This is a genomic window from Vibrio sp. 10N.261.55.A7, from assembly GCF_002877365.1.
Classification (GTDB): Bacteria; Pseudomonadota; Gammaproteobacteria; order Enterobacterales; family Vibrionaceae; genus Vibrio.
Genome location: NZ_MCWZ01000028.1, coordinates 1,372 through 26,862, shown reverse-complemented (window position 1 = coordinate 26,862; position 25,491 = coordinate 1,372). Strand labels below are relative to the sequence as shown.

The 25,491-nt window shown below is 43.9% G+C and carries 20 protein-coding genes; 9 read left to right on the top strand and 11 right to left on the bottom strand.

What is annotated here, in order from left to right:
• Window positions 1–71: 71 nt before the first annotated feature.
• The gene (locus BCU12_RS03280; RefSeq protein WP_102402962.1) at window positions 72–1,154 is read left to right on the top strand and encodes a site-2 protease family protein; all 1,083 of its coding nucleotides are present in this window, start codon (window positions 72–74) and stop codon (window positions 1,152–1,154) included.
• A gap of 132 nt (window positions 1,155–1,286) precedes the next feature.
• On the opposite strand, the gene BCU12_RS03275 is transcribed toward BCU12_RS03280, so the two are convergent.
• Window positions 1,287–2,075 carry a M48 family metallopeptidase gene (locus BCU12_RS03275; protein WP_102402961.1) on the bottom strand — a complete coding sequence of 263 codons (789 nt, stop codon included), beginning with the start codon at window positions 2,073–2,075 and terminating at the stop codon, window positions 1,287–1,289.
• 83 nt (window positions 2,076–2,158) lie between these two features.
• Between BCU12_RS03275 and BCU12_RS03270 the strand changes: the two genes are divergently transcribed.
• The 4 genes from BCU12_RS03270 (at window position 2,159) to BCU12_RS03255 (ending at window position 4,854) form a co-directional block, all read left to right on the top strand.
• Complete coding sequence (locus BCU12_RS03270; RefSeq protein WP_102402960.1) at window positions 2,159–2,596, top strand: hotdog fold thioesterase; 438 nt, start codon at window positions 2,159–2,161, stop codon at window positions 2,594–2,596.
• 2 nt (window positions 2,597–2,598) lie between these two features.
• Window positions 2,599–2,835: a DUF3389 family protein gene (locus BCU12_RS03265; protein ID WP_102402959.1), complete on the top strand. Its 237-nt coding sequence runs from the start codon at window positions 2,599–2,601 to the stop codon at window positions 2,833–2,835.
• A 65-nt stretch (window positions 2,836–2,900) separates the two neighbouring features.
• A complete protein-coding gene (locus BCU12_RS03260; protein ID WP_102402958.1) occupies window positions 2,901–4,619 on the top strand; it encodes an SgrR family transcriptional regulator in 1,719 nt (572 codons plus the stop codon).
• A complete protein-coding gene (locus tag BCU12_RS03255) occupies window positions 4,603–4,854 on the top strand; it encodes a hypothetical protein (RefSeq protein ID WP_102402957.1) in 252 nt (83 codons plus the stop codon). The genes BCU12_RS03260 and BCU12_RS03255 overlap by 17 nt, the downstream gene beginning before the upstream one ends.
• Before the next feature lie 130 nt (window positions 4,855–4,984).
• Here the strand turns inward: BCU12_RS03255 and BCU12_RS03250 are convergent, their stop codons facing one another.
• The 4 genes from BCU12_RS03250 to moeA form a co-directional block, all read right to left on the bottom strand.
• The gene (locus BCU12_RS03250; RefSeq protein WP_102402956.1) at window positions 4,985–5,473 is read right to left on the bottom strand and encodes a hypothetical protein; all 489 of its coding nucleotides are present in this window, start codon (window positions 5,471–5,473) and stop codon (window positions 4,985–4,987) included.
• 69 nt (window positions 5,474–5,542) lie between these two features.
• Complete coding sequence (locus tag BCU12_RS03245; protein WP_102402955.1) at window positions 5,543–7,654, bottom strand: LruC domain-containing protein; 2,112 nt, start codon at window positions 7,652–7,654, stop codon at window positions 5,543–5,545.
• A gap of 273 nt (window positions 7,655–7,927) precedes the next feature.
• The gene (gene moeB, locus BCU12_RS03240) at window positions 7,928–8,680 is read right to left on the bottom strand and encodes a molybdopterin-synthase adenylyltransferase MoeB (protein WP_102402954.1); all 753 of its coding nucleotides are present in this window, start codon (window positions 8,678–8,680) and stop codon (window positions 7,928–7,930) included.
• A gap of 9 nt (window positions 8,681–8,689) precedes the next feature.
• Window positions 8,690–9,925: a molybdopterin molybdotransferase MoeA gene (moeA, locus tag BCU12_RS03235; protein WP_102402953.1), complete on the bottom strand. Its 1,236-nt coding sequence runs from the start codon at window positions 9,923–9,925 to the stop codon at window positions 8,690–8,692.
• 151 nt (window positions 9,926–10,076) lie between these two features.
• On the opposite strand from moeA, the gene folE reads away from it, so the two are divergent.
• Together folE and dbpA are read left to right on the top strand one after the other, a co-directional pair.
• Window positions 10,077–10,730 (top strand): GTP cyclohydrolase I FolE, encoded by a 654-nt coding sequence (gene folE, locus BCU12_RS03230; protein WP_102402952.1) that lies wholly within the window; start codon window positions 10,077–10,079, stop codon window positions 10,728–10,730.
• A 238-nt stretch (window positions 10,731–10,968) separates the two neighbouring features.
• Complete coding sequence (gene dbpA, locus BCU12_RS03225; RefSeq protein WP_102402951.1) at window positions 10,969–12,348, top strand: ATP-dependent RNA helicase DbpA; 1,380 nt, start codon at window positions 10,969–10,971, stop codon at window positions 12,346–12,348.
• 111 nt (window positions 12,349–12,459) lie between these two features.
• On the opposite strand, the gene msrB is transcribed toward dbpA, so the two are convergent.
• The 3 genes from msrB to BCU12_RS03210 all read right to left on the bottom strand — a co-directional run bounded on the left by msrB (window position 12,460) and on the right by BCU12_RS03210 (window position 16,409).
• Window positions 12,460–13,524, bottom strand: a complete 1,065-nt coding sequence (gene msrB / locus BCU12_RS03220) for a peptide-methionine (R)-S-oxide reductase MsrB (protein WP_277871250.1) — start codon at window positions 13,522–13,524, stop codon at window positions 12,460–12,462.
• A gap of 284 nt (window positions 13,525–13,808) precedes the next feature.
• Window positions 13,809–15,557, bottom strand: coding sequence for a formate--tetrahydrofolate ligase (locus BCU12_RS03215; RefSeq protein ID WP_102402949.1), 1,749 nt, complete (start codon window positions 15,555–15,557; stop codon window positions 13,809–13,811).
• A gap of 219 nt (window positions 15,558–15,776) precedes the next feature.
• Entirely contained in the window at window positions 15,777–16,409 is a 633-nt protein-coding gene (locus BCU12_RS03210) for a lysoplasmalogenase (RefSeq protein ID WP_102402948.1), read from the bottom strand.
• A 396-nt stretch (window positions 16,410–16,805) separates the two neighbouring features.
• Between BCU12_RS03210 and BCU12_RS03205 the strand changes: the two genes are divergently transcribed.
• Window positions 16,806–19,946 carry a glycosyl hydrolase family 18 protein gene (locus tag BCU12_RS03205; protein ID WP_102402947.1) on the top strand — a complete coding sequence of 1,047 codons (3,141 nt, stop codon included), beginning with the start codon at window positions 16,806–16,808 and terminating at the stop codon, window positions 19,944–19,946.
• A 313-nt stretch (window positions 19,947–20,259) separates the two neighbouring features.
• Here the strand turns inward: BCU12_RS03205 and BCU12_RS03200 are convergent, their stop codons facing one another.
• Together BCU12_RS03200 and BCU12_RS03195 are read right to left on the bottom strand one after the other, a co-directional pair.
• Window positions 20,260–22,167 carry a sensor domain-containing diguanylate cyclase gene (locus BCU12_RS03200; protein WP_102402946.1) on the bottom strand — a complete coding sequence of 636 codons (1,908 nt, stop codon included), beginning with the start codon at window positions 22,165–22,167 and terminating at the stop codon, window positions 20,260–20,262.
• 269 nt (window positions 22,168–22,436) lie between these two features.
• Entirely contained in the window at window positions 22,437–22,820 is a 384-nt protein-coding gene (locus BCU12_RS03195) for a hypothetical protein (protein ID WP_102402945.1), read from the bottom strand.
• A gap of 281 nt (window positions 22,821–23,101) precedes the next feature.
• Between BCU12_RS03195 and BCU12_RS03190 the strand changes: the two genes are divergently transcribed.
• Window positions 23,102–24,646, top strand: a complete 1,545-nt coding sequence (locus BCU12_RS03190; RefSeq protein ID WP_102402944.1) for a DUF3369 domain-containing protein — start codon at window positions 23,102–23,104, stop codon at window positions 24,644–24,646.
• 45 nt (window positions 24,647–24,691) lie between these two features.
• Here BCU12_RS03190 and BCU12_RS03185 read toward each other — a convergent pair.
• Window positions 24,692–25,491 (bottom strand): HAMP domain-containing sensor histidine kinase (locus tag BCU12_RS03185; protein ID WP_133153803.1); only part of this gene is annotated, 800 nt, incomplete at its 5' end.

Below are 25,491 nucleotides of genomic sequence, written 5' to 3'. Positions count from 1 at the left end.
TAAAGCCTTTACGTACAAAGCCTGGCACATCATAATCTCGCTGTTATACACATTAATTATTAGGGAATAGTTTGGAACTTTTAGCGACTGAATGTCTCGGAAAACCACTTCGACTCGAAGGCTCTATGGCCGGTTGGCAGCAACTGTATTGGGACAATACTTTAGTGTCTCAGTTAGACGCTTCCAGCTCTGATGGAAGCTACTCAAGCCATTCCTTTACTCTTCTACAAGGCGAAGTCCGACTCAACTGTAAGTTGCAAATAGAGCTCGTTTGGCAGCCATTCAACATCGACTACAAGCTTTCAATAAACGAGCAACCCATTGAAGATGGAAGCCGAAATCAAAAAGACATCGAACAACAGGTGCCTTTTACGCCGCCTAAAGCAGAGCGACGTTTTAGCCTTATAGGCCTTTTCTCACTCGGTATGAAAGCCCTTAAGAGCGCAAAGCTCATTAAAGTGGTATTGGCTTCTGCGAGCTTGGCTGCGTATTCATGGTTGTTTTCGTTTCAGTTTGCGATAGCACTCATTGCATGTCTTGTTTTTCACGAATACGGGCATGTTCGTGCTATGAAATACTTTGGCATGAAAACAAAAGGCATCTATCTTGTCCCATTTTTAGGCGGATTGGCCCTTAGCGATGAAAAGATCAACACTCGCTGGCAAGATGTGGTCATTTCAATTATGGGGCCATTCTTTGGGCTACTGCTCTCAATCGTTCTACTGATTGCATACTTTATTACCGACAACATGTTTTTTGGCGGGCTTGCAGTATTCAATGCGTTCCTTAACCTATTTAATCTACTGCCTATCTTGCCACTTGATGGCGGGCACGTGCTAAAAAGCATTAGCTTCTCTATGAACAGCGTAACCGGCATTGTCCTTTGTGCTGCTGGCGCTATTGGTGGTGTCATTCTTAGCTACTCTTTGGGGCTCACACTGTTTGGCTTCTTACTTATAATGGGTACGATTGAAATCGTTTTAGAGTGGAAGCAAAGACACCATAGCCACTTATTGCCGTTAGACCGATATGGTCAGATTGTATCGACACTGTGGTACCTAGGTTTAGTCTTCGCTCTTATCAGTATTATTTGGTATTTCGCTTCAACGGGAGATGCCTTGTTACAACTTCCGCTCCAAATTTTAGGCACCTAATGACTCACATTTCGATGTGCAGCGGCAGATATTCGACATGTAAAAAAGTGGCTTAAAGTAGGTTATAGACGAGATAGATTGAAAAAGGCGAACACAGTGGGTATTCGCCTTTTTTTGGGTCATTGTTTCGAGTTAAGAACAGTTAGGGGCACTGCTATTTTGATTCGGCAAAGTAGAGATCTTCACCTTTAGATCATTGATACGAGTATCGTGAGAAGGGTGGGTCGAAAGAAGTTCAGGTGGTTGCGCTCCACCCGATGCCTTTGCCATGTTTTTCCACAAATCAACACTTTGATTCGGATTGAACCCGGCTTGTGCCATGAAATCTAAACCAACAATATCGGCCTCAGACTCTTGAGTTCGTCCATAAGGTAAAATAACGCCATACTGCACGCCTACACCTAGTGCTGCCATTGTCATTGACTTGTATTCAGCGTATTCCGATGAACCCAATGCAATGTTTGTTACCTGTAGGCCAGCATTGGCGAGTTGAGCTTGCGATAAACGCTCATTACTATGATCAGCGAGTACGTGGGCAATTTCATGGCCGATGACAGTGGCGAGTTGATCTTGATTGACGGCGACTTTCAAAAGGCCAGTGTAAACACCAATTTTTCCACCAGGGAGAGCAAACGCGTTCACTTGATCGCTGTCAAATACAACGACTTCCCATTCTTCAAAACTGCTTTGTTTTGGCACATGCGCTAAGACTGCGTCAGCCACACATTGGACATAGGCGTTGGTTTTTTCGTCCGTACTAATCGATTGTTCTTTCTTCATTTGTTCGAAAGATTGACTCCCTAATGAACTCATTTCTTGATCAGAGAACAAAATCAACTGATTACGACCAGTAGGCGAAGCGCTGCAGGCTGATAAAGCGATAACAGAGCACAGTACCGATAATTTAAACATTGTTTGCATTTACAATCTCCGTATTGAAAGGCAAATTAGTCTTGCTGTGATGACATGACTAATAACTATAACTTAAACCATATGAGTGCTAAATGACTATCTGGAAAAAGCCTTTAAATATAGAGCAACTTAACGCCACTTCGAAAAACACGCTGATCGAGCACTTACAGATTGAATACACTGAATTTAGTGATAATAGTATTTCAGCCACAATGCCCGTGAGTGCCATTACACATCAACCATTAGGTATGTTGCATGGTGGCGCTTCTGTTGTCTTAGCTGAAACACTCGGATCCGTTGCCGCCAACATGTGTGTCGACGATGAACATTTCTGCGTGGGTTTAGACATTAATGCCAACCATATTCGAGCGATGAGGTCAGGGGTTGTAACAGGTGTGGCTACACCGATTCATATAGGCGTCTCTACCCAGGTATGGCAAATCAATATCGTCGACGAACAACAACGCTTAGTATGCTCTAGCAGGCTCACCATTGCGGTAAAAAAAATAAAAGCTAAAGCGGGTGCTTAATTGTGATGATAGAAATGAGTTCAGGAAAAATCATTGCAACGGCCCATGAGATTATCGTCAGATTCAACGACATTCCACACGCTTCCATGCAAGCCCAACGCGACAGTGTCACTTTAATTGGACAAGGTGCTAATGTCGTTGTTGCCAATGAAGGTGGTTGTAAGTGGTCAGTAAAACTTGATAATCAACAACAACTTGAGTCATTAAGTCAACAACTAGGCTGTGCCATTACTGAATAACTTGCGTATTAGATTTATAAAGGGGAAACTAATAATGTCTTTATAAAAATTGAGATTTCCCCTTTATGAGTAGCCCGAGACTTCGCGTTCAATTTGAGACCCTTTTCAACCATTTCAACGGCCAGAGTTGTGGCGTTCAGTTAGAAAAAATCACCGAAATCCTTTTCTGCACGCGGCGTAATGCCCGTATCGTGCTGAATAAAATGGAAGAGGAAGGTTGGATTGAGTGGCATCCTGCGCCTGGTCGAGGAAAGCTGTCACAACTCAACTTCAAACGAAGCAGAACCGACGTCAATGAGACGTTAGCTCGGCAATACCTCGATGAAGGGCGAATATCGCAGGCGCTGTCTGTTCTAAATAACGACAGTGCAAAATTGGCCAGAGTGATTGATGGTTACCTTGGTGTACAACATCAAGAAGGGCAACAAGTTGTAAGGCTTCCTTACTATCGCGCACTGTCGATGCTTAACACGCATAAAAACATGCGTCGTTCTGAGCTTCATATCGCACAGCAAATCTTTAGTGGCCTCACTCGACTTGATGAATCGGATACACTTCAGCCAGATCTCGCGCACAGCTGGGAAGCGCTATCGAATAGACAGTGGCGCTTTTACATTCGTCCACGGGTTCGCTTCCACAATGGCACCGTGCTATCCACGCAGCACATCATAGATAACATTCTTTCTTTGAAAGCAGTGTCTCTTTTTTCACACATTCAAGATGTGACTTCTCCAAGTGATTGGATCATCGATATTCATCTCACAAAAGATGACCAACGCTTACCTTTACTTCTATCTGAGGCGAGAGCAAAGATATTACTACCAGACGAACTTAGATCTGATGAGTTCGATCTGATGCCCATCGGTACGGGCCCTTACCAGGTTGCAATCAACAACGATAAGCGTCTCATATTGCAAGCATTTGATGGATATTTTGGTTTTCGACCATTGATTGATCGAGTAGAAGTCTGGGTGATTGACGAAGCACATTCTTCAATGATATTCCCAAGTCTATCTAAACCGATTAAACCTGAAGTGAGCGGCAGCAACGAAGAAGTTAAGCTAGACCCAGGTTGTACCTATTTATTGTTAAACAGACGTAATGGATTAGCCGCGTCAGAAGATTGGGCGACGTATTTCACCAGCAAACTGCACGCCATGAATTTGTTTCGTAAGCTTCCAGATAACAAGCTAATTGAACTTGGTGTACTTCCAGCCCATGGCCTAAAACCCGGTTGGTTTCACCAGGGTCGCCTTAATGACAGTGCAACGCCACCGGAAATAAAAACGGTTAAGATCGCTTACCACGCCCATCATCCGATGTTTCCGACATTGGCTAAAACCATTGAAAAGATCCTCAAAGACGATGGTTTAAAAATAGAAACCATCAAATACGATATTACCGTCCCAAACACAGAAGAGATCGACCTGTGGCTTAAACCTATGGGGATCACCAACAATCGAGATGACGCTTTAGCGGGCTGGCTACTTGATTACAGTGACATTAAAAAGATGAGTACCGACACACACTTTGATACTTGGCAAGCGCTGATCAATGACTGGCGGGCGAACAACGCCATTGCTTTCCCTGCTCGGGGAATAGGAAAGTCCCTTGTTGAGAATCAACAACTTATTCCATTGTTTCACTGCTGGCTGGGTGTCAGTCAGGATCAATGTGGCTCATTACAAAACGCGAAATGTAACGCACTAGGATGGTTTGATTTCAGTCGTGCGTGGGTTAAACCAAACATAGAGCTGGTCTCTAACGATGGCCAAACCAAATAAAAAGCAACCAACCCGAACTGTTGATGTTTATTGCGCTAAGTGCAAGCAGCCTTTGTATAAATACAGGAAAGGGGGCAAAGGGGCACTGGTAAAATGCTTTCAGGAACGCATTGTCGTTGACTACACTTCGAAACTCGGAGAGTGCCCAGAATGCCAGGCCACATTCGCGAGAGAAACCATGATACGTGGCTTGCCCGCGAACAAGATAATCGGTGGAAAAGTCACATTCAAATAACGTGCAGATTTAGGTGTTGCAATGACTCTTAGCGAGCGTAGTTAATTCGGTCACTAAGAGTCATTATCTTGCCCAGAACTGATTTCGCATTAATAACACTACGTTTAGTGCTGTGCTTATTCACTCAGACTTAGAGCGTCCAATCGGTTTGGCTTGCTGGAATCACCACCTGTAGCGGATCGGTTCCGTCATAAAACCATATTTCTGCAAGTAGCATCTGCTGCGAATCCGCAATACAGAAATTAAGCTCTGCGACACCTGAAGAGAGTGCGGAAGAGGCGATACGAGACGAGTAGTTTGCTTGGATGGTTCCGTCACTGTCTTCCGAGTATTCACCATATACGGATACGTACGCCCGTTGAGTCGAGAAGTTGCTGATATCGACATCGAATGAATGATCTTTAATCGGGTTGAAGCTGAACCCGTCTGGTATCGACAACTCACTCATTGAACGCTGAACAACGGTTTCTACGAAAGATTCACTCGCGGCGGTTTCAGAAGAAGCTGGTGAGGCTGCTGCAGGCGTCGCTGTTGAACTACCCTCACCACCGCCTCCACCACCACACCCAACGAGAGAGAGAACCAAAGCGCTAATTAGAACTGAGTTTAAGTTATTCATAATTTGACTCCAAAATATTGATAAGTTTCTCTACAATCCCTGCATATATGGGGATGGCAGCTTAGGTGTTTAGTCTCTATACACTTTGCTGCTAATCGAGTTTCCGTTTGTGTGCCAGTTAGTGGCATTCTCACCAGCACTCTCTGCGTACGTTGCGAACTCAGGGTATGCATTGACGATATCGACACGTTCTCTAGGCCAGCGCCATTCTGATGTCATCATTAGCGCCCAAGGATGGTTTTGAGACGTTTTGTAATAAGTACCAGTATTTGGATCAGAAGCATCTTCTCCTAGTCCACGCATACTATCGCCATCGAATTTCTCTGTTGGCTCGTAATCGGCCAAGTGAACTTCCCAACTACGTCCAGGATGTAGGGGCAGGGCTTCACCGTGGTAATAACCAGGCGCTGCAAAAATGAATGGGTCATACGGCAGAGGCATTAGAGAGCTAACATCTGCACCATCTACCAATGATATTCTCAGTTCAAACGTAAATGACTCATCCTCTTTACAGCTTTGCTCTGTTCTAAAGAATGAACATTCGCCACCAACTTTCGTAGAAAGATCATTTGAAATGATGAATATCGCTTCGTTACTATCGGCTTCTAAACCGCTGTCTTCTTGCAACACGTCATTATGTATTTGGCGAGTAAGTAAAGTATCGACATCGGTTCGTTGTAGACCTTTTAATCTCAACGCAAACCCATTTCTATAATCAGCACCGTACGCACCGAGTCGACCAGTAATGGTTGATTTAACAACTTCTCCGTATTTCAAGATTTCGGTTACTCGGTAATGGATAACGACATCGTTCATGTCGTAGTCTGCGGTATATGGCCAGTTATCCTCGTATGCGACAGTTGCAAAACCAGATTCATTCGGGAAGTGGCGAACCGTAATACCTTCACTTATGACTGTTAATTGATGATCCTCTACTTCACCGGATGTGGCGCCGCCAAAGTAATCGAGACCTGTTTGTTGGCTAAAGCGGAATCGACTCCACGTGGTACCTGCAACAGCAGCGATATCAGCACTAAAAAACAAGGTATTAGAACCCGCGTCTAACAGTTCATCATCAAAGATCTTTTCACCGGCGTCTGCAAAATCACCGTCTTGGTTCCAATCGATCCACCCTGTTAAATATCCGCTTGTCGATGCATTAACAACGACAATGGCATCGAGCCCAGCTTCCACGGCTGTTACGAAACCGACACCATCTTCATCGTTAGATGACGTTGTGTCGTCGCTAAGAGGAGAAATAAGCCCATCTTGCTCTCCGTCAGTTTCGGCGCTACCTAACCAGGTTAACCCATCAATTTCATGACGTGGGCCATTGCTAGAAAGGAGTGTCGAGTAAGTGTCAGGGGCATCACCAAAGTCGATATTAGAGTCTTCATCGATAACCGGCGCAATGGCACAACGCGCACCATCGTTTTGACCAGAAGAAGGGCCTTGAGCAAACAAAATGGCAGGCACATCACCACTGTCGATGATCTCTTGAGTCGAAAGATCGATACGATAAATCTTTCCGTCTTGGTTTCGAGCCAGGTAGTAGTAGCCATTAACATCAAAGTATCCAGCACCGAATGTTCCGGTCTCACCTGTGTCACCAATCACTGTAGTCGAACCATCTGTTGGATCGAATTCATAGAGAATTCCAGAGTTGTTATCTACACCGTATAAATTGTCGGTACCAGGGTGAAATGCGAAGTCAGTTAAACTTACGTTTGCAGTGCCCGTAATTTTAACGACAGGAAGAACAGCATTTGGATCACTATCTAGCGGAGATAGATCAATCTTGAATAGCCCCTTTCCTGTGCGGTAAAGGTAATACACATGGTTGTACACGTCGCCGACATAAAAAGTATGATCGGTTGGCAGGTTCGACGTATTGACTACCTCGGCCTGAAAATCTTCACCAAGACGAACGATTCGTTTATTGCTCGTATCGTAGCCATAGATGTAATTATCATCGAAATCAAAACCCACACCGTTGATGTTCACATCCATCCCAGTGTCACCCTGTAGAAGCTTTGTTGTACCTGTCACGAGATTAACGCCATAGACCTGAACAGGGCTGGACTGAAATAAATACGCTTTACTCGGGCAAGTCCCAAACGGCCCTGCAATAGAGGAAGTGGTGAAAAGAAGAAGTAGGGCGGTTATTAGGTGAATTTTCATCTTGGCATCCTTACTGAACGTTGTATAAGTAAGAACATTACAACTAACATGCCAATTTTAACTTGTTGATTTTATGCACTTAAATTTTAAGTGTTTGCTTATTCTCATTTTGAAAATCAATGTGATTGAACGATATGTCGAACTGAGAAAGACGTTGCATAGACACGAAAAAGGCAATGAAATGTCATTCATTGCCTTTTGAATATAGAAAGCTGGGCATGTTTCAATATCGAAGCGAAGCTGTTTCTTGATTGTTTTGATTATAGTGGCCTGTTAATGACCACAGACGGGGCAGTTTGGCAGTTTAGACAGTTTCATTTCTCTCCAACTCATACTGAGTGCATCCAAAATGAGAATTTTGCCGACCAAAGGAGTACCGTAATTTGCGATAACTTTAATCGCTTCCATAGCCTGCATAGCGCCGATAATCCCCACAACAGGCGCCATCACCCCTGCTTCGACACAAGACAGAGCGTTGCTACCAAATAAAGCACTCAAACATTGATAACATGGCTGCGAATCATCTGTGTAGGTAAAGACGCTTACTTGGCCTTCCATTCGAATCGCAGCCCCAGAAACCAGTGGTGTTTTCGTTTTGAAACACAAGCGGTTCAGCTGATTACGTGTATCAACATTGTCGCACGCATCAAGCACAAGAGAATGTTGTTCAATCAACGCCTCAAGCTCGTCATCGGATAAGCGTCTATCGACCGTAGTAACGTCTAGATGAGGGTTAAGCTGGGTCAGCGTATTTTTTGCTGACTCGACTTTAGCAACACCGATATCCTCGTCAGTGTGGAGTACCTGTCGTTGAAGGTTAGAGAGCTCAACATGATCATCGTCTATTAAGGTGATGCTCCCAACACCAGCTGTTGCAAGATATTGGCTAGCCGCGCAGCCTAGACCTCCAGCGCCCAATATTAAAATTGAACACTGTTTTAACGCTTCTTGACCGTCGAAGTCGAACTGTTTAAGTATAATTTGGCGGTTATAACGAAGCATTTCTGCATCAGACAAAATATCCAATTTCACATCCTAATACAGCGTTGAATTGAACAATTGAATCTGCACGGTTTCACCCACTTCAACATGTCCACGCTCTCGTTCAAGCACAACAAAACAGTTAGATAAGCTCACAGAACGAAATGCACCGGAACTTTGATTACCTGTCGTTTCCACAACAAACTGACCATTTTCTAGGCTGTAGATTCCACGTTGATAATCGGTACGACCTGGGCCTTTCTTGAATGCGGTTTTAGTAATAGCAGGAATAGATTCAGGTGTTTTCCATTGTGAGTGCCCAGCAAGTTTAGCGAGCATAGGCTGAACGAGGACATACATCGTCAACATAGCAGAAACAGGATTTCCCGGTAATCCACAGAACCAAGCGCTGTCTAGTGAACCAAAAGCAAAAGGTTTCCCTGGTTTAATGGCAAGCTTCCAAAAGCCGATCTCACCAAGCTCTTCCAGTATGTCTTTTGTGTAGTCGGCTTCACCCACGCTCACCCCGCCCGAAGTCACAACCACATCAGCCAGCGCCTGCGCTTTATCAAACGTTGCTTTCAGTTCTTCTTGGCAATCTGGAATGATACCCAGATCGATAGCTTCGCAGCCAAAGTTCTCTATTAACGGCTTAATACCGTAACGGTTGCTGTCGTATATTTGGCCATCAGACAACGGCTCACCAAGTGATTTAAGCTCATCACCTGTAGAGAAGAATGCGACGATAGGTTTACGCAGAACCATGACATGACTGATGCCGAGTGAAGCGATCATTGGAATGTCTCGAGGCGTCAGACGTGCGCCTTGTTCGAGTACTATGTCACCTTGACTAATATCGTCTCCTAATGGTCGTATGTTGTTTTGAGGGGCAATGTCTGTTTGGTTGAACACTATGCCGTCATCTGTAACGTTGGTATTTTCCTGCATAACAACCGCATCGCAACCCGACGGTATTTTCGCCCCAGTCATAATTCGAATGCACGTTTTCTCTGGCCAGTCGCCTTCAAAAGGTTGTCCCGCAAAGGATTTACCGACTAACGGCAGAGTTTTAGAATCATCAAGATCGGAGAGGCGAAGCGCGTAACCGTCCATTGCAGAGTTATCAAATGGTGGTACAAAAATAGGGGAGAGTACATCTTCAGCAAGTACATAACCGAGTGCATCAGCAAGGGGTAAACGTTGGGTGGTTTTAATTGGTTTAATGCGTGAAAGCATCTTATCCATGGCATCTTCAAGAGGCATTAAGCCTGGTGCGTCACAGCAGCCCATCTAGGTATCCTATATCTTATTGTTTGTTGGCAACCTTATCATAGAATTGTCAGTAGCTATAACGGCTAGCGACAAATTATGAGTAGTCATTATTTCTAATTCCGCGTATCCTTGTCATCCATCCAAAAGGGGTAATTCAAGAGGAATGAGAATGTCAGCTCTTAGCGAATCCGCAAAGTTAGTAAAAGATGCGCTAGAAAGCCGTGGTTTGGAAACGCCAATGCGCCCAAATCAGGTTAGTCGTGAAGAAAAGAAAGAGAAGATTGAGCACCACATGCGTGAAATCTTGTCTTTATTAGAACTCGATTTAACTGATGACAGTCTTGAAGAGACACCGCATCGTATTGCCAAAATGTACGTAGACGAAGTTTTCTCGGGCCTTGATTATGCGAACTTCCCGAAGATCACCGTCATTGAAAACAAAATGAATGTCAGTGAAATGGTTCGTGTAAAAGACATTACGGTCACCAGCACTTGTGAGCATCACTTGGTGACTATCGATGGTAAAGCAGCTGTTGCCTATATTCCGAGAGGAAAGATCATTGGTCTGTCAAAGATCAACCGTATCGTGCGATTCTTTGCACAGCGTCCTCAGGTTCAAGAGCGAATGACTCAGCAGATTCTTGTGGCGCTGCAAACCTTACTCGAGTCAGAAGATGTCGCGGTCACTATGGATGCCGTTCACTACTGCGTGAAATCTCGTGGCGTGATGGACGCAACCAGCGAAACCACCACAACCGCACTTGGGGGAATTTTCAAATCTATCCCCGCAACGCGACACGAATTTTTGCATGGACTAAGATAGTCCAATAGAAAGAATCAAATCGCCTCTGTTTAGAGGCGTTTTTTTTAGCATGAATGAGCCAATAAACGTGCTCATTGAAAGCGAAACAAAGCACTTATTAAGTAGAAAACGGTCAGCGCACTGAAACAGGTAAAGTGCAGGCAGTGACTAAATTTTCATATACCGCAATTTAAACAGGCATTTTTTTGTTAAGTTGGCATAATACGCCTCCTAAACAAGCGCCTCACAGGATACTACCGTGACAACAACTTCTTTTTCGACACTGTCGTTAAAACCCGAACTACTACAAACTCTCGATACTCTGGGTTATACCGAGATGACGCCTATTCAACAACAGAGCTTACCGAGCGTACTTGAGGGCAAAGATGTTATTGCACAAGGTAAAACTGGTTCTGGTAAAACAGCGGCATTTTCTCTTGGCCTATTGAGCAACCTAAATGTTAAGCGTTTTCGTGTTCAATCATTGGTATTGTGTCCGACACGTGAGCTTGCTGATCAGGTGGCGAAAGAGATTCGTACTCTTGCTCGTGGCATTCACAACATCAAAGTTCTGACCTTATGTGGCGGCACGCCAATGGGACCGCAAATTGGTTCACTTGAGCATGGCGCGCACATACTTGTCGGCACGCCAGGCCGAATTCTAGATCATTTGTCGAGAGATCGTATTAACCTAGATGAATTGAATACGCTGGTTCTTGACGAAGCGGATCGCATGCTAGATATGGGTTTCCAAGACGCCTTAGACGCTATTATTGACCAAGCGCCGAAACAACGTCAGACGTTGCTTTTTAGTGCCACTTTCCCTAAAGAGATTGAAAGCATTGCGCAGCGTATTATGGATAAGCCGCAATTAGTCAAAGTTGAGTCAACGCATCAAACGTCAACAATCAAACAACACTTCTTTAAAGTGGCGGGGCAAGAAGCTCGTGATGACGCGCTTGAAACTCTGTTACTGCACTACCAACCAGAGTCTTCAGTGGTGTTCTGTAACACTAAGAAAGAGGTTCAAAATGTCACGGATGAACTCCAACATCGTGGCTTTAGTGTGACTGAGCTTCATGGCGATATGGAGCAAAGAGAACGCGATCAAGCGCTTACCATGTTTGCAAACAAGAGCATTTCCATTCTTGTCGCGACGGATGTTGCCGCACGTGGTCTTGATGTTGATAACCTAGATGCGGTTTTCAACTTTGAACTGTCACGTGATCCAGAAGTTCATGTGCACAGAATTGGCCGTACTGGTCGCGCTGGCAGTAAAGGCAATGCGTTTAGCTTCTTCAGTGACAAAGAAATGTATCGCGTCGCGCAAATCGATGAATACATGGACATTGAGATCTCTGCATCAGCACTTCCTGAAAAGGGCAATCAACAACCGTTTGATGCACCAATGACAACAATTCAAATCCTTGGCGGTAAGAAGATGAAACTTCGCCCTGGCGATATTCTCGGCGCTTTGACGAAGCAAGCTGGAATTGATGGCAAGAAAATTGGCAAGATCAACACGCTTGCGATGGTTTCTTACGTGGCTGTCGATAAAGCCGTAGCGAAGGTTGCGCTTAAACAAATTCAAGCGGGTAAAATGAAAGGGCGCCAATTTAAAGCGCGCATCATGAAATAAGCCTCCGCGATAAACTCTTGGTTTAAAATACAAGAAAGCCGATCTAGAAATAGATCGGCTTTTTGTTTCGTGGCGCAAGCGAATCGTTTAGGTGCTTGGACCGATTAGAGTTTACCCATTAAAGAGGTGAAGATATTCGTCGTAGCCTTCTTTACTCATCTCTTCTACTGGTACAAATCGAAGGGCTGCTGAGTTAATGCAGTAACGCAGACCCGTTGGCGCTGGTCCATCTTTGAACACATGACCTAGGTGCGAGTCAGCAAAACGGCTTCTCACTTCCGTTCTTGAATACACCAATTTGTAATCCGTGTGTTCAGCAATGTAGCCTTCATTAATCGGTTGCGTGAAGCTGGGCCAACCCGTTCCAGATTTATACTTGTCCGTTGAAGAGAATAATGGTTCACCCGTGACAACATCAACATAAATTCCCGCTTGTTTATTGTCCCAGTACTCGTTATTGAATGCTCGCTCAGTACCATCCTCTTGGGTCACATAATACTGGATGTCAGACAAACGATTTTTAATCTCTTTATCAGACGGCTTGTCATAAGCTTTTAGCGATGCCATTCGTGCTTTATCATCGATCATCATTCGAAGCGTTACGGGCATTTCCAAGCGATCATCACCGAAAATCTTATCTAAATATTGATCACGACCGGAGTTATAGCGATAGTATTTGTAACGTATTTTATTTCGCTTGTAGTAATCTTGGTGGTAGTTTTCAGCGGGCCAGAATTTTTCAAACTCAATAAGCTCGACCTTTAATGGCTCTTTGAAAATGTTCAATTCTTCTACTTGCTGCAGGAAGTTCTCTGCGACGGTTTTTTGTTCGTCATTATGATAGAAGATAGCAGGGCGATAATGGCGGCCTCTATCCACAAACGAACCTTGGTCATCTGTTGGATCAATGTGGCGAAGCAACTGGTCGAGAATCTCTTCGTAAGTCACTTTATCTGCGTCATAGGTAACAGAGATACTTTCTATATGGCCCGTTTTACCTGAAGAAATTTGTTTGTACGTTGGATTTTCCAGTGTCCCGCCGGAATAACCGGATACAACGTCAACCACGCCATCCAATGCTTCCAAATCAGACTCTGTACACCAAAAACAACCGCCGGCCAACGTCGCCACTTTTACATTATCCGCACCGTTACTGCCTGTGCTAGTCGAAGACATGACGGGAATGAAAGCAGACATCGCTAATAGGCCCAAAGTCGCGAGTATGAGTGTATAACGAGATCGTTTACGCATAGTATTTCCTCAAAATGGATATCAATAGAATAGAACTGATAGGTAGAGAAAATATTTCAATTTAGTTGGCTTACAGTGACAAAAAAGCGAAAACAATGTTTCGCTTTTAAGTTATCAATAGAATGAGTGCCGTCCGCAATGCACTACTTATAGAAAGCACCCATCAAAAGATCAAGCGGATGGGTTTTTCTTAAAGGGTGTGTCGCTCGTTAGCTTAATCCAACAATGTTGCCTTCATCATCAAGGTCGAGATTCATAAACGCTGGCTTGTCTGGTAGGCCAGGCATGGTCATCACATTCCCACAAAGCGCGTATACAAAGCCTGCGCCAGCACAGAGCTTCAGCTCTCTAATAGGAACATCAAAACCGCTTGGTGCACCCTTAATTGAGCCATCAGTGGATATGGATAGGGGAGATTTTGCTAAGCAAACGGCTAGGTTGTCATAACCGTCTTTCTTAAACTGTGCGAGCTGTTGTGTCGCTTTATAGCTTAGTGTTAAGCCTTTGGCTCCATAACCGACTTCAGCAACGGTCATCAATTTTTCTTCAAGCGTCTGCTGTAATGAATAGAGTGGTGAAAACGTAGTATCGCTTTCACATTGCTTCGCCACTTTTTCGGCAAGCGCCAATGTGCCTTTTCCACCGAGTGAGAATCCTTCGCTGATTTCAACTTCAACATTGTTTGGCAGCGCTTGAACCATCTGCTTCAACTGTTGCAGCTCTTGGTCACTGTCTTGAGGGAATCGATTGATCGCGACAACAGCAGGAACGCCGTATTTGCTTACATTGTTAATGTGCCATTTTAGGTTTTCAAACCCCGCTTCCAGTGCTTTCAAGTCCTCGTCAAAGATAGTCTCTGGAATAGGTTGGCCAGGCTTCAAATCATAATGGCCAGAGTTCGCTTTTAGGCCACGCAGTGTGGCTACAATGACTGCGCAATCGGGCGCTTTTCCAGATGTTTGAGCTTTAATATTACAGGCTTTTTCGAAACCCATGTCGGAACCAAATCCGCCTTCTGTAACCGTAAACTCTGCTAGCTTGTTAGCGATGTTATCCGCAATGATCGACGAGTTACCGTGGGCAATATTAGCAAAAGGCCCCGCATGAATAAGAGTAGGAACCCCTTCTAATGTCTGCATTAGCGTGGGTTCTATAGCGTCTTTCATACTGACCGCCATGGCACCAGCGACCTGTAAATCTTCTGCTGTGACAGGGTCACCGTGTATGTTGTAAGCGACAACGATCTGACCAATACGTGCACGCAAATCTTTAAGGTTGTTTGCTAATGCAAGGATCGCCATGAGTTCAGAGGCTGCGGAAATATCAAAGCCGTCTTCGCGCTCAAAACCATTAACGGTTTTGTTCACCTCATTCTTACCGACTGTTACCATTCTCAACGCGCGATCGTTGTGGTCTAAGACGCGTTTCCAAACAACGTTTTTAGAATCGATTTTTAAGGCTTTGAGTCCAGTTCGGCTTTCGAAATCGTTGTAACCCTTTCTTTGTTCATGGTAAATGCGCGCATCGATAGCCGCTGCCGCCAGATTGTGCGCAGCGGTGACGGCGTGAATATCGCCGGTAAGATGTAAATTGAGTTCATCCATAGGCGCAACTTGGGAGAAACCACCACCAGCAGCGCCACCTTTTACTCCAAACACAGGCCCCATAGAGGGTTGGCGTATGCAGGCAACCACTGAACGATTTAACTGTTTGAGCCCTTGAGACAACCCAATCGTTGTCACTGTTTTGCCTTCACCCAAAGGAGTAGGCGTTATTGCGGTAACAACAACAAGCTTACCGGACACGTTCTCTTCTAAACGTTTTAGGCTAGATAGCGATACTTTTGCTTTGTACTTACCCTGAGATTGAAACTCGTCGCTAAGCAACCCCATAGACGATGCTACAGTGGAAATTGGTTGTAGTTTTGCCTCACGACAAATTTGAATATCAGACAGCATAAAACCCTCAGAATAAGATAAGTTTAAGTTAAGTAAACGTTTGCGTCAGGATGATAGCGTTAATTAATTCTTTGTAAAGCGCAATATCACCAAATAATAGTTTGCCATTGTAACACGTTAACTCAGGGCAAAACGAAAGTGAATGGAAGGCAAACGAGAGGTTAATGATTGTGAGTAAATGTTGAAAGTGATACGTGAATTTGGATTAGCCTGATGCAATTAAACGTAGGTGTACGCAGATAAGCCTATAAATATTTGCGCCGTAAAGTAGGTAATCATGACGACTTGTCGGCTGTACAACGAAGACATACGAAAACGGTCAATCGCGAAGACCATACCCGATAGTACGAAGAGGACAGTACCTGTCAACGCAAACGCGGACGATTGCCTATACCCTAAAACACGGTATTCGACCGCTGCCCAAGTCACTATCAGGATTAAAGCGATGTAAATGGCAACGGGAAGCTTATCTCGTTTAAGGTTATTGCAAATAAGAGAATAAAAACCGAGTCCGGACAATATTAAGATGGCAATCAACAGCGGTGAAAATACTGGCGTTATTTGTCCCCAGAAAGCCGTAAAGTAAAGAGCATGTGCCAGCCCAAAGAACGCAAGTCCAAGCCTAAATCGTTCTTTGGGTAGCATTAAACATACATCACCAATGACAGAGCAACAAAGCCCCAATATCACCAACTGAACATAGTCTACAGATGCTTTATCAGCGAGAAGCAGAGACACAATGACCAGAACAATGGGCGCGAGTTTCGAGACGTAAAAAAGCCAGCGGCAAGACTTGTTGATCGAACAAACATGAACGATAGCGAGTAAAACAATCAAAAACCAAATCATCATTGTTCATTCGAAACTTCTTAAAAACGAGACAGAGATGCTAACATTTTTTATTTCCTCCATGTGTATAAATTGACAAAGAAAACACATTAAAAGGGTGCAGCCTAATGAATCAGCATTTCTTCAATGCAACTCTTCCATGGCGCTATTTATTACACAATCATCCCAGACCAGAATAACGTTCTATATAAGCATTTATAATTGGTTATTGGTGCAAAATAAGTGTCGCTTCGTTGCAACATTGTGAATATTTATTGCGAGTAATTGTGCATATTGACCGTAAAGTGGCCGTGTGATTTTGAATTTATTCTAGTGTTGTTTTGCGTAAAAAAATTAGACAGCGGATTGAAGTACTAGCTGGCTTAACGCGTTTAAACAATTACTTAAGGATAAATAATTATGCGTAAAGCGAACAAAGGTGTACAAAAGCGAGTATTAACGCTCAGTACACTCGCTGCATCATGTCTATTAGCAACAAATAGTTATGCTGCGGTTGATTGTAGTGCACTCGACATTTGGGATTCTTCGACGGTTTATACCGGAGGAGATCAAGTCCAACACGACGGAAGTGCCTATAAAGCCAATTATTGGACTCAGGGAAATAACCCTAAGAATTTTGAAGGTGACTATTCTCAATGGAAGTTAACGGATAGTTGTACGTCGGGTGGGGGCACGACCAATGAAGCACCTGTAGGAACACTCACTTCACCGACGGCTTCTGACATTCTAACAGAAGGTGATGTGGTTAATTTGGCAGCAACCGCATCAGATTTAGATGGTGCCATATCACTTGTAGAATTTTTAGTCGATGGCAGTGTTGTTTCACAAGTAACAACAGAACCATTTAGTACAACGTGGACAGCAACCGCTGGGACTCACGTGTTTTCGGTTATTGCTTACGACGACAAAAACTTAGCCAGCACTGCGAGTTCAGTTACGTTAACGATTGAATCGAATGGCCCGAGCAATGTTGCTCCAACGGTATCCACATCGTTATCGACAAACAATGTCGATATAGGAACAGTAGTGACAGTCTCTGCGAATGCCACTGATGCAGATGGAACCATCGATAAAGTTGATTTTTACGTTGCTGGCGCGCTTATCGGAACAGTGGTTAACGAACCCTATTCTCTAGATTACACCACCACACAAGCGGGTTCCTTAGCCGTTTATGCGAAAGCAACCGATAATCAAGGCGCAACCACTGATTCGGCTCTTCAAACGCTCACCGTCAACGGATTGCCAACCGTGAGTACATGTCGCCCTGATGGTTTGTATCAAACAGAAGGAATTAATGTCCCTTATTGCACAACTTACGATGAACAAGGTCGTGAGCTGATGGGAGCGGATCACCCAAGACGTGTTATCGGTTACTTTACGAGTTGGCGCGCAGGAAACGATCCTCAGTCAGCTTATTTGGTTAAAGATATTCCATGGGATCAGCTTACACACATCAACTATGCGTTTGTCAGTATTGGTTCCGACGGGAAAACGAACATTGGCGATGTCAACGACCCAACCAATGCCGCAGTCGGTATGGAGTGGGAAGGGGTCGAAATCGATCCAACTTTAGGGTTTAAAGGACACTTTGGAGCCTTAGCAACAGCTAAAGAAAAGCACGGCGTTAAAACGCTCATTTCTATTGGCGGATGGGCAGAAACAGGTGGCCATTTTGCAACCGACGGAAGTCGAATAGCGGATGGTGGTTTCTACACCATGACAACCAATGCAGATGGATCGATCAATCATCAGGGTATTGAAACGTTTGCTACATCAGCCGTCGAGATGATGAAGAAGTATAAATTTGATGGTCTTGATATCGATTATGAGTACCCAACGTCAATGGCAGGGGCAGGGAACCCTTACGATAAAGATTTCATGGAACCGCGTCGTCAATATTTGTGGGCTTCTTACCAAGTGTTAATGAAAGTACTGCGTGAAAAACTGGACGCCGAATCTGCAAAAGACGGTCAGCACTACATGTTAACCATTGCAGCGCCATCTTCAGGTTATTTACTTCGTGGTATGGAAACCTTCGACGTTACCCAATACCTAGATTACGTGAACATCATGTCGTATGACTTGCACGGTGCATGGAATGACCACGTCGGCCATAACGCGGCCCTATTCGATACAGGAAAAGATTCGGAGTTGGCTGCTTGGAACGTGTACGGTACTGCTGCTTATGGCGGTATTGGATACCTAAACACTGACTGGGCTTATCATTATTTCCGTGGCTCTATGCCGGCTGGTCGCATCAATATCGGTGTCCCTTACTACACTCGTGGCTGGCAAGGCGTTACTGGTGGGGAAAATGGCTTATGGGGTAGAGCAGCACTGCCTAACCAGTCACAGTGTCAACCGGGTACAGGTGAAGGTGAGAAAAACAACTGTGGTTACGGTGCAACAGGCATAGATAACATGTGGCATGATACCGATCCTAAAGGTGTCGAAATGGGCGCGGGTTCAAACCCTATGTGGCATGCGAAGAACCTAGAGAAAGGTATTTGGGGTTCTTATGCAGCCGCATACAATCTTGATCCAACAACACATCCTATCGTGGGTTCCTATACACGCCACTTTGATAGTGTCGCTGTCTCACCGTGGCTGTGGAATGCTGAGAAATCCGTGTTCTTATCTACAGAAGACAAAGGCTCAATCAATATTAAAGCGGACTACGTCATTGATAAAGAAATTGGCGGTATCATGTTCTGGGAGCTAGCAGGCGACTATAACTGTTACACATTAGACGCTAACGGGAATAGAGCGGCTGTTGATACGACAGAGCAAGCTTGTGTGTCTGGTAATGGTGAATACCACATGGGTAACACTATGACAAAGGCCATTTACGAGAAATTCAAAGCAGCAACGCCATATGGTAATAAAGTCGCCACGTCGCCGGTTCCAACTGAAGCACTCGATGTTTCTGTCAGTGTCGGCGGTTTTAAAGTGGGCGATCAAAACTACCCAATAAACCCGAAAGTCACGTTCACCAACAATACAGGTCAATCACTCCCTGGTGGCACGGAATTCCAATTTGATATTCCGGTGTCTGCGCCAGATAACGCGAAGGACCAGTCTGGTGGCGGCTTGAGTGTCATTGCGTCAGGGCATACTCGTGCAAACAACATTGGTGGTTTAGACGGACCAATGCATCGCGCATCATTCTCACTGCCGAATTGGAAAGATCTGCCTGCTGGTGGTACTTATGAGTTAGATATGGTGTATTACCTACCAATATCTGGCCCTTCAAATTATACCGTGAGCGTCAATGGCGTTGACTATGCCTTTAGCTTCGAACAACCAGAGCTGCCTTTAGGTGACATAAGTAATGGTGATGGAGGAAACGGAGGCGGAGATAATGGTGGAGGTAATACAACACCGGGTTCCGTTACGCCATGGGCGGCAGGTTCTACTCAAGCAGTCAACGGATCGACCTATTCCAATGCAGGTAAATGCTTTACAGCAAAAAATAACCCTGGAAGTTGGGAAACGCCGACAACATCAAATTGGTTCTGGGATGAGGTAACTTGTCCATAACTTGTTAAATAACATTCATTACTGGTGACTGGTTTACCAAGTGAAGAATCTTTTATAGCCTTAATCGAATGATTAAGGCTATTTTTTTATGCTTATGTCTACATCTATTTCTTCATTAAATGATGATGGGCCAATTAGGCTTGGTGGCCATCAAAATAGATATTTAATAAGAAGAGAGAAGGGCACCACTGACCTCTCTAAAGGCCTATTTTTACTAACGCTGACGTATCGTCTATTGGATAAAAACCTCACGAGCATTTCGTAGATTAGCTTTATCAAATAACGAGTTGTATCAGGACATTGAGTACAACAGCTAAGCTGTTTGGCTTTCAGTTTCTTTGGTTTTTGTCATGACCGATATCAGGTTTTTACCCGATGTTTTTGAACGATAAAGGGCGACATCCGATCGTTTATAGGTACCCGGTACACTATTATCAATGTCACTCACACCACCGCTCACGGTGATCTCATATTCACTCATTAAACTCACCGCTTCTCTTAGCCTATTTAGCACTCTTTCCGCTTCATCGAGCTGGGTATGAGGCATGATTAGACCAAATTCTTCTCCGCCAATACGTGCCAAGAAATCCGTATCTCTGATCTGTTCGAGCAACTTGTCAGCCACTTTTTTAATGACTCGATCACCTTCGTCATGTCCGAGCTCATCGTTTATCTTTTTAAAGTCATCGATATCAATAATGGCCAGGCAAGAGTGGTATTTGTCTGGATATCGACGTGCGCGTCGCGTTTCACGGAGCATCTGCTTGTCGAATTTACGTCGGTTCCAAAGACCACTGAGTGCATCTTTTTCACTGAGCTCTCTCAGGCGGTTTTCGAGCTCTTTACGCTGAGTTATGTCAACAAATGAACCGACATAAAACAGAATATCGCCATTACGATCATTCACCGTTTGTATTCTCAGTATCTCGGTTATTCTTGACCCATCTTTTCGTTGGTTTACCACTTCTCCTTCCCAAATGCCTTCACTAAGCAAATGGCGCCACATTTTCATATAGAATTGTTGCTGGTGTTTACCTGATGCAAATATAGAAGGGCTTTTGCCTTTTACATCCTCCAACGTATAGCCACTCAATCGAGTAAATTCTTGGTTTACCGAAATGATTCGATTGTTGCGGTCTGAAATGAGTACAGCGGACATCCCATTCATAGCGGCTCGCGCTATTTTACTTTCAACCGAGTGAGTTTGATGTCTTAAATACCATGTACAAAAAATGATCGTCAGTAAGAGGATAATGGTATAAATAGCGATAGCGACAAATGAGAGATCTTGATACTCCTCGTCAATAAACTGGTGCATATTGTCGTCAGGCACGTTCAATACGAATAAAAGGTTTTCCCCAATCAAACTGTTAGAGAAAGTCACATTGGAATATGACCACCAAGATCCTTTATCAAATACGCTTCCTGTTTGATTGCTCGTTGAGTGCTTCCAAACCTTGGGCAGAAGATTCTTAACGTTGTATCTCTTATGTTCGCTGATGATGTTTCCGAGCAGTTGACTAAAGGTCTCGCTTTGTAGGTAATAACCATCTGTCGTAATAATATCTGGCTTGTTTCGACTTTCTATACCTTTGTTCATTGCATTGTAAATAGCACTGAAATTCAAATTGGCTACAAAGTAACCATACCGCTTGTTGTCAATATCAACCGGAGTGATGAGACGAAAAGCAGGCGTAATAGGCGTGACTACCTTTCCATGTTCGTATTCTACGTCAATACCAAAAGTACCCGTCTGATTGGGTTTCAATTGCTGTGCATACTGGAAGAAGTCACGTTGTGATTTGTCTTGTAAGTACTCTGTACCCACGATTTCCAAGAAGTTATCGACACTATTTATTCGAATCACTTCCATACCTTGATTGTCGATGAAACGTAGCTTGGAAAAGTAGCCTTTAGATTGTGCAATGAGTATCCATAGGTCTTCAATAGCGCCTAAATCAAATGAGCTGTTTTCGCGCAAAGCCGCATGCAATAAGCGATTACTGGATAGAAGGGAGATAGACGTCTCTATATCGGAAAAAATGGCCTGTAATGACAGATGATTGAACTCTAATTGATTCCGCGTTTCTTGCTCTACTAAAGTGATGGCTCTTTGCTCTACGCGCTGCCATTCATTAACGATGAACAATGTTGGGACAAGACTTAAGATAAAGAAGACGACTGGGAATAAAACAGTGCGAGAATGTAGTTGGGCAATCATATTAAGCAATCATGTATTAGGTACAGCAATACTAGCTGAATCTATTATTCTTTTCGGTGACACTTGTGGCATATTGAATTGTTAGATGTTGCTCTAGTTCATTGTTTTAGGAAATTTAGTGGTCAATTAGCGTCCTAGTTTGATCTTTTTGGCGAACTTAGAATATGAAAAACAACACGACTCAAGCCAGAAAATCGCAGGCCGCACCAAACAAGAAACAGTGCTATTCGGCACTGTTTCTTGTTTGGTAGACACTCGCTTCGATCAACTCAGTTAAATTCTCTTAGCTGCCCATCTATTTGCACAACCTCTCGTTGATAGTCCGAGACAGTCTGGTTCATACTATCGGTTAGCTCTCCGGTGCGTTGAGCAATTTCAGATAAAACGTCGATATCTTTATCCACCGCTTCACTTGCATTGGATTGTTCAGTTGTTGAGTTTGCGATACTCGTAATGTGCTCGTTCACTTGCTCAATGACGGTTTCAAGTTCGATAATACTTTTGTTAACCGCATCGACAGATTTAAATGTTTCGTCCGTCGCCTCTTTACTCTGATTCATGTTCTGAACCGCCATATTCGTAGCGACCTGATTACGATCAAGTATGAGAGAAATTGACATAGAAATGGCGATCAGAAGAGGAACGCCCGCCATAACGGATACCACCATATAAAGCGGGAAGCGCTAGAGTAGGTTTTTCATAAAGCCTCTAACGTTGTATTTGTTTTCACTATTATTTTGTGTCTGGTGACAATTATTAGTGTAGCCAACAACAAGGTGATCTTACTCGTAAAGACGCATAATGTTACTAAATTGTTTATCAATAGTTGATTTAGATCGTGATTTGTTTGTTTCGTATGGATCTCTGATACAGGAAAAGATCCTGTTTTGTGCTAGTACTTAAAAGGTGTTTGCAATGAGTTATTGAGGTACCAATGCAATTGTTTGCAGATGATAATAGTGAAAACGCAGTCAACATTTCCTCTGAAGTAAAAGAGAAAAATGAAACGCCGTGGCGCGTGTTACTTGTCGATGACGACGAACAAATGCACCAAATTACTCGTTTGGCTTTAAAGCAATTCAAATTCCAAAACAGACCTTTAGAAATACTGTCGGCCTTATCAGCGAAAGAAGCGAAAGATCTACTGGCCAGTAACGATGAGATTGCTCTAGCACTGGTTGATGTGGTGATGGAAACAGAGCATGCGGGGCTTGATCTTGTCAGACATATTAGAGAAATCGATAACAATCACCTAATTCGCCTAGTATTGAGAACAGGGCAAGCAGGGCAAGCACCTGAAGATAGAGTCATTCAAGAGTATGAAATCGATGACTATAAAGAAAAAACCGAACTCACCACACAAAAACTAAAGACATTGCTCTACTCAATGCTCAGATCATATCGTGACCTGTGCCTGATTGAAGAGCAAAAAGCCGGTCTACAACATGTCATTCAAGCATCTGCGCGGGTACAGAATACCTGCAGCCTTAAAGAGTACGCTTCATCCGTTTTAGGGCAGTTAACTTCACTGTTAAAATTGGAAAAATCCGCGTTCTACTGTGTTGTCCAACCGGGGCCAGAAACTGAGGCCTCAAGAGCGTTAACACTTGCCGCAACAGGGGAGTTCGTTGATTTTTATTACGATTGTGTCCTAGAAAAGTTACCTACGTTAGTGTCAGACCGTTGCCGCCAGGTACTTAATGCAAAACAAAGTGAACATTTTGATGATGCGTTTGTCCTTTACACACGAACAGACGAGGGCGCAGACAGTCTACTTTACGTCAACTTGAACCGAACACTGAACCAATTGGACGAACACCTCCTAGAAATTTACATGCGCAATATCAGTTTAACGTTTGAGAACCTCAACTTGCTGATTGACCTGCGCGAAACGTCTAAAGAACTGGTACATAACCTCGCGAATGCGGTTGAAGCTCGAAGTAAAGAGACTGGCGCGCATGTCCAAAGGGTTTCTATGATCAGCGGGCGATTGGCCGAACTATATGGACTATCGGCGACAACTGTCACCCTGATTAAAGATGCCGCGCCACTTCATGATATTGGTAAAGTCGCTATTCCTGACAATATATTGCATAAGCCTGGAAAATTAGACGCTGAAGAATGGGAGATCATGAAGAAACACGTCGAGTTCGGCGTCGATATATTAAGTTCCTCTAAACGACGCCTCATTGTCGTTGGCGCTGAGATAGTAAAAAGTCATCATGAGAAATGGGACGGTACAGGTTACCCGTATAGCTTGAAAGGCGCCGACATTCCAATTAGTGGAAGAATCGTGGCGTTAGCGGACGTGTTTGACGCGCTAGGTTCAAAACGATCTTATAAAGAAGCGTGGCCGGATCGCGAAATCATGCGGGAATTACTCACTCAAAAAGGTCAACACTTCGATCCTGCGTTGGTGGATATTATGATCGACAATTGGGAAGACTTCATAGAGATAAGAAATAGTCTCCCTGACTAACACATCATTGTTGAAAGCACTTGTTTGATCGATAAAGTTTGATCTTTACAGGTCACTAATCGCCGGAACCTCTTGCGAAACTGAGAGATTTTGTGGCAACGTAATGACAAATTTTACGCCCTCACCAGGCTGAGATTCAAACACCAGATCACCATTAAGCTTCTGTTTAATGAGATTAAATACCAAGTTCAACCCAAGTCCACTCCCTCCTTTCCCTCGCTTACTCGTAAAGAAAGGTTCAAATATCTTTTGATGTAGCTCGCTTGGGACACCAATCCCATTATCTTTGTATTCCAACACTATGTTTGTATCAACCAGACAAAATGCAATCGAAATTGCCGCATCATCCACATCTTCAAACGCGTGGTTAATACTGTTCATCACAAGGTTAGAAACAATCTGCGTTAATACGCCTGGCAAACTATTCATTGAGATGAGTGGATCACCTTCAATCGTTGGGGTGACGGGTACACGCCGAGTTTCAGGGTGAAGGCTTGCAATCAATGCTTCCAAAACTTGCTTAACTTCAAACTGAGTCCGAGCTTCAGACACCTGATCCACGGCTGTTCTTTTAAAGTCTTTAACCAGTTTCGCGGCCCGGTAAAGATTATGTTCAAGCATATTGTTGCCTTCATCAAGCTGAGCCATGAGTTCAGAAAATTGCTTGCTGGTTAAGGTTTGATTAGAAAATGCGGAATTAAGCTCTGCAGTGACATCTCGTATAACAGACGCAGCGGTCACTGATATTCCTAGTGGGGTATTCACTTCGTGAGCGACACCCGCAACAAGGCCACCGAGTGCGGCCAGTTTTTCAGACTCTATTAACTGTTCTTGTGTTTCTTGCA

Excerpts from the sequence above, each read along its gene's own strand:
- BCU12_RS03215 (WP_102402949.1), bottom strand. The coding sequence starts at position 15,557 with ATGCTGTCTGATATTCAAATTTGTCGTGAGGCAAAACTACAACCAATT.
- BCU12_RS03210 (WP_102402948.1), bottom strand. The coding sequence starts at position 16,409 with ATGATGATTTGGTTTTTGATTGTTTTACTCGCTATCGTTCATGTTTGT.
- BCU12_RS03275 (WP_102402961.1), bottom strand. The coding sequence starts at position 2,075 with ATGCAAACAATGTTTAAATTATCGGTACTGTGCTCTGTTATCGCTTTA.
- BCU12_RS03200 (WP_102402946.1), bottom strand. The coding sequence starts at position 22,167 with ATGATTGCCCAACTACATTCTCGCACTGTTTTATTCCCAGTCGTCTTC.
- BCU12_RS03250 (WP_102402956.1), bottom strand. The coding sequence starts at position 5,473 with ATGAATAACTTAAACTCAGTTCTAATTAGCGCTTTGGTTCTCTCTCTC.
- BCU12_RS03255 (WP_102402957.1), top strand. The coding sequence starts at position 4,603 with ATGGCCAAACCAAATAAAAAGCAACCAACCCGAACTGTTGATGTTTAT.
- folE (WP_102402952.1), top strand. The coding sequence starts at position 10,077 with ATGTCAGCTCTTAGCGAATCCGCAAAGTTAGTAAAAGATGCGCTAGAA.
- BCU12_RS03245 (WP_102402955.1), bottom strand. The coding sequence starts at position 7,654 with ATGAAAATTCACCTAATAACCGCCCTACTTCTTCTTTTCACCACTTCC.
- BCU12_RS03270 (WP_102402960.1), top strand. The coding sequence starts at position 2,159 with ATGACTATCTGGAAAAAGCCTTTAAATATAGAGCAACTTAACGCCACT.
- BCU12_RS03195 (WP_102402945.1), bottom strand. The coding sequence starts at position 22,820 with ATGGCGGGCGTTCCTCTTCTGATCGCCATTTCTATGTCAATTTCTCTC.
- BCU12_RS03205 (WP_102402947.1), top strand. The coding sequence starts at position 16,806 with ATGCGTAAAGCGAACAAAGGTGTACAAAAGCGAGTATTAACGCTCAGT.
- BCU12_RS03190 (WP_102402944.1), top strand. The coding sequence starts at position 23,102 with ATGCAATTGTTTGCAGATGATAATAGTGAAAACGCAGTCAACATTTCC.
- moeA (WP_102402953.1), bottom strand. The coding sequence starts at position 9,925 with ATGGGCTGCTGTGACGCACCAGGCTTAATGCCTCTTGAAGATGCCATG.
- msrB (WP_277871250.1), bottom strand. The coding sequence starts at position 13,524 with ATGTCTTCGACTAGCACAGGCAGTAACGGTGCGGATAATGTAAAAGTG.
- BCU12_RS03260 (WP_102402958.1), top strand. The coding sequence starts at position 2,901 with ATGAGTAGCCCGAGACTTCGCGTTCAATTTGAGACCCTTTTCAACCAT.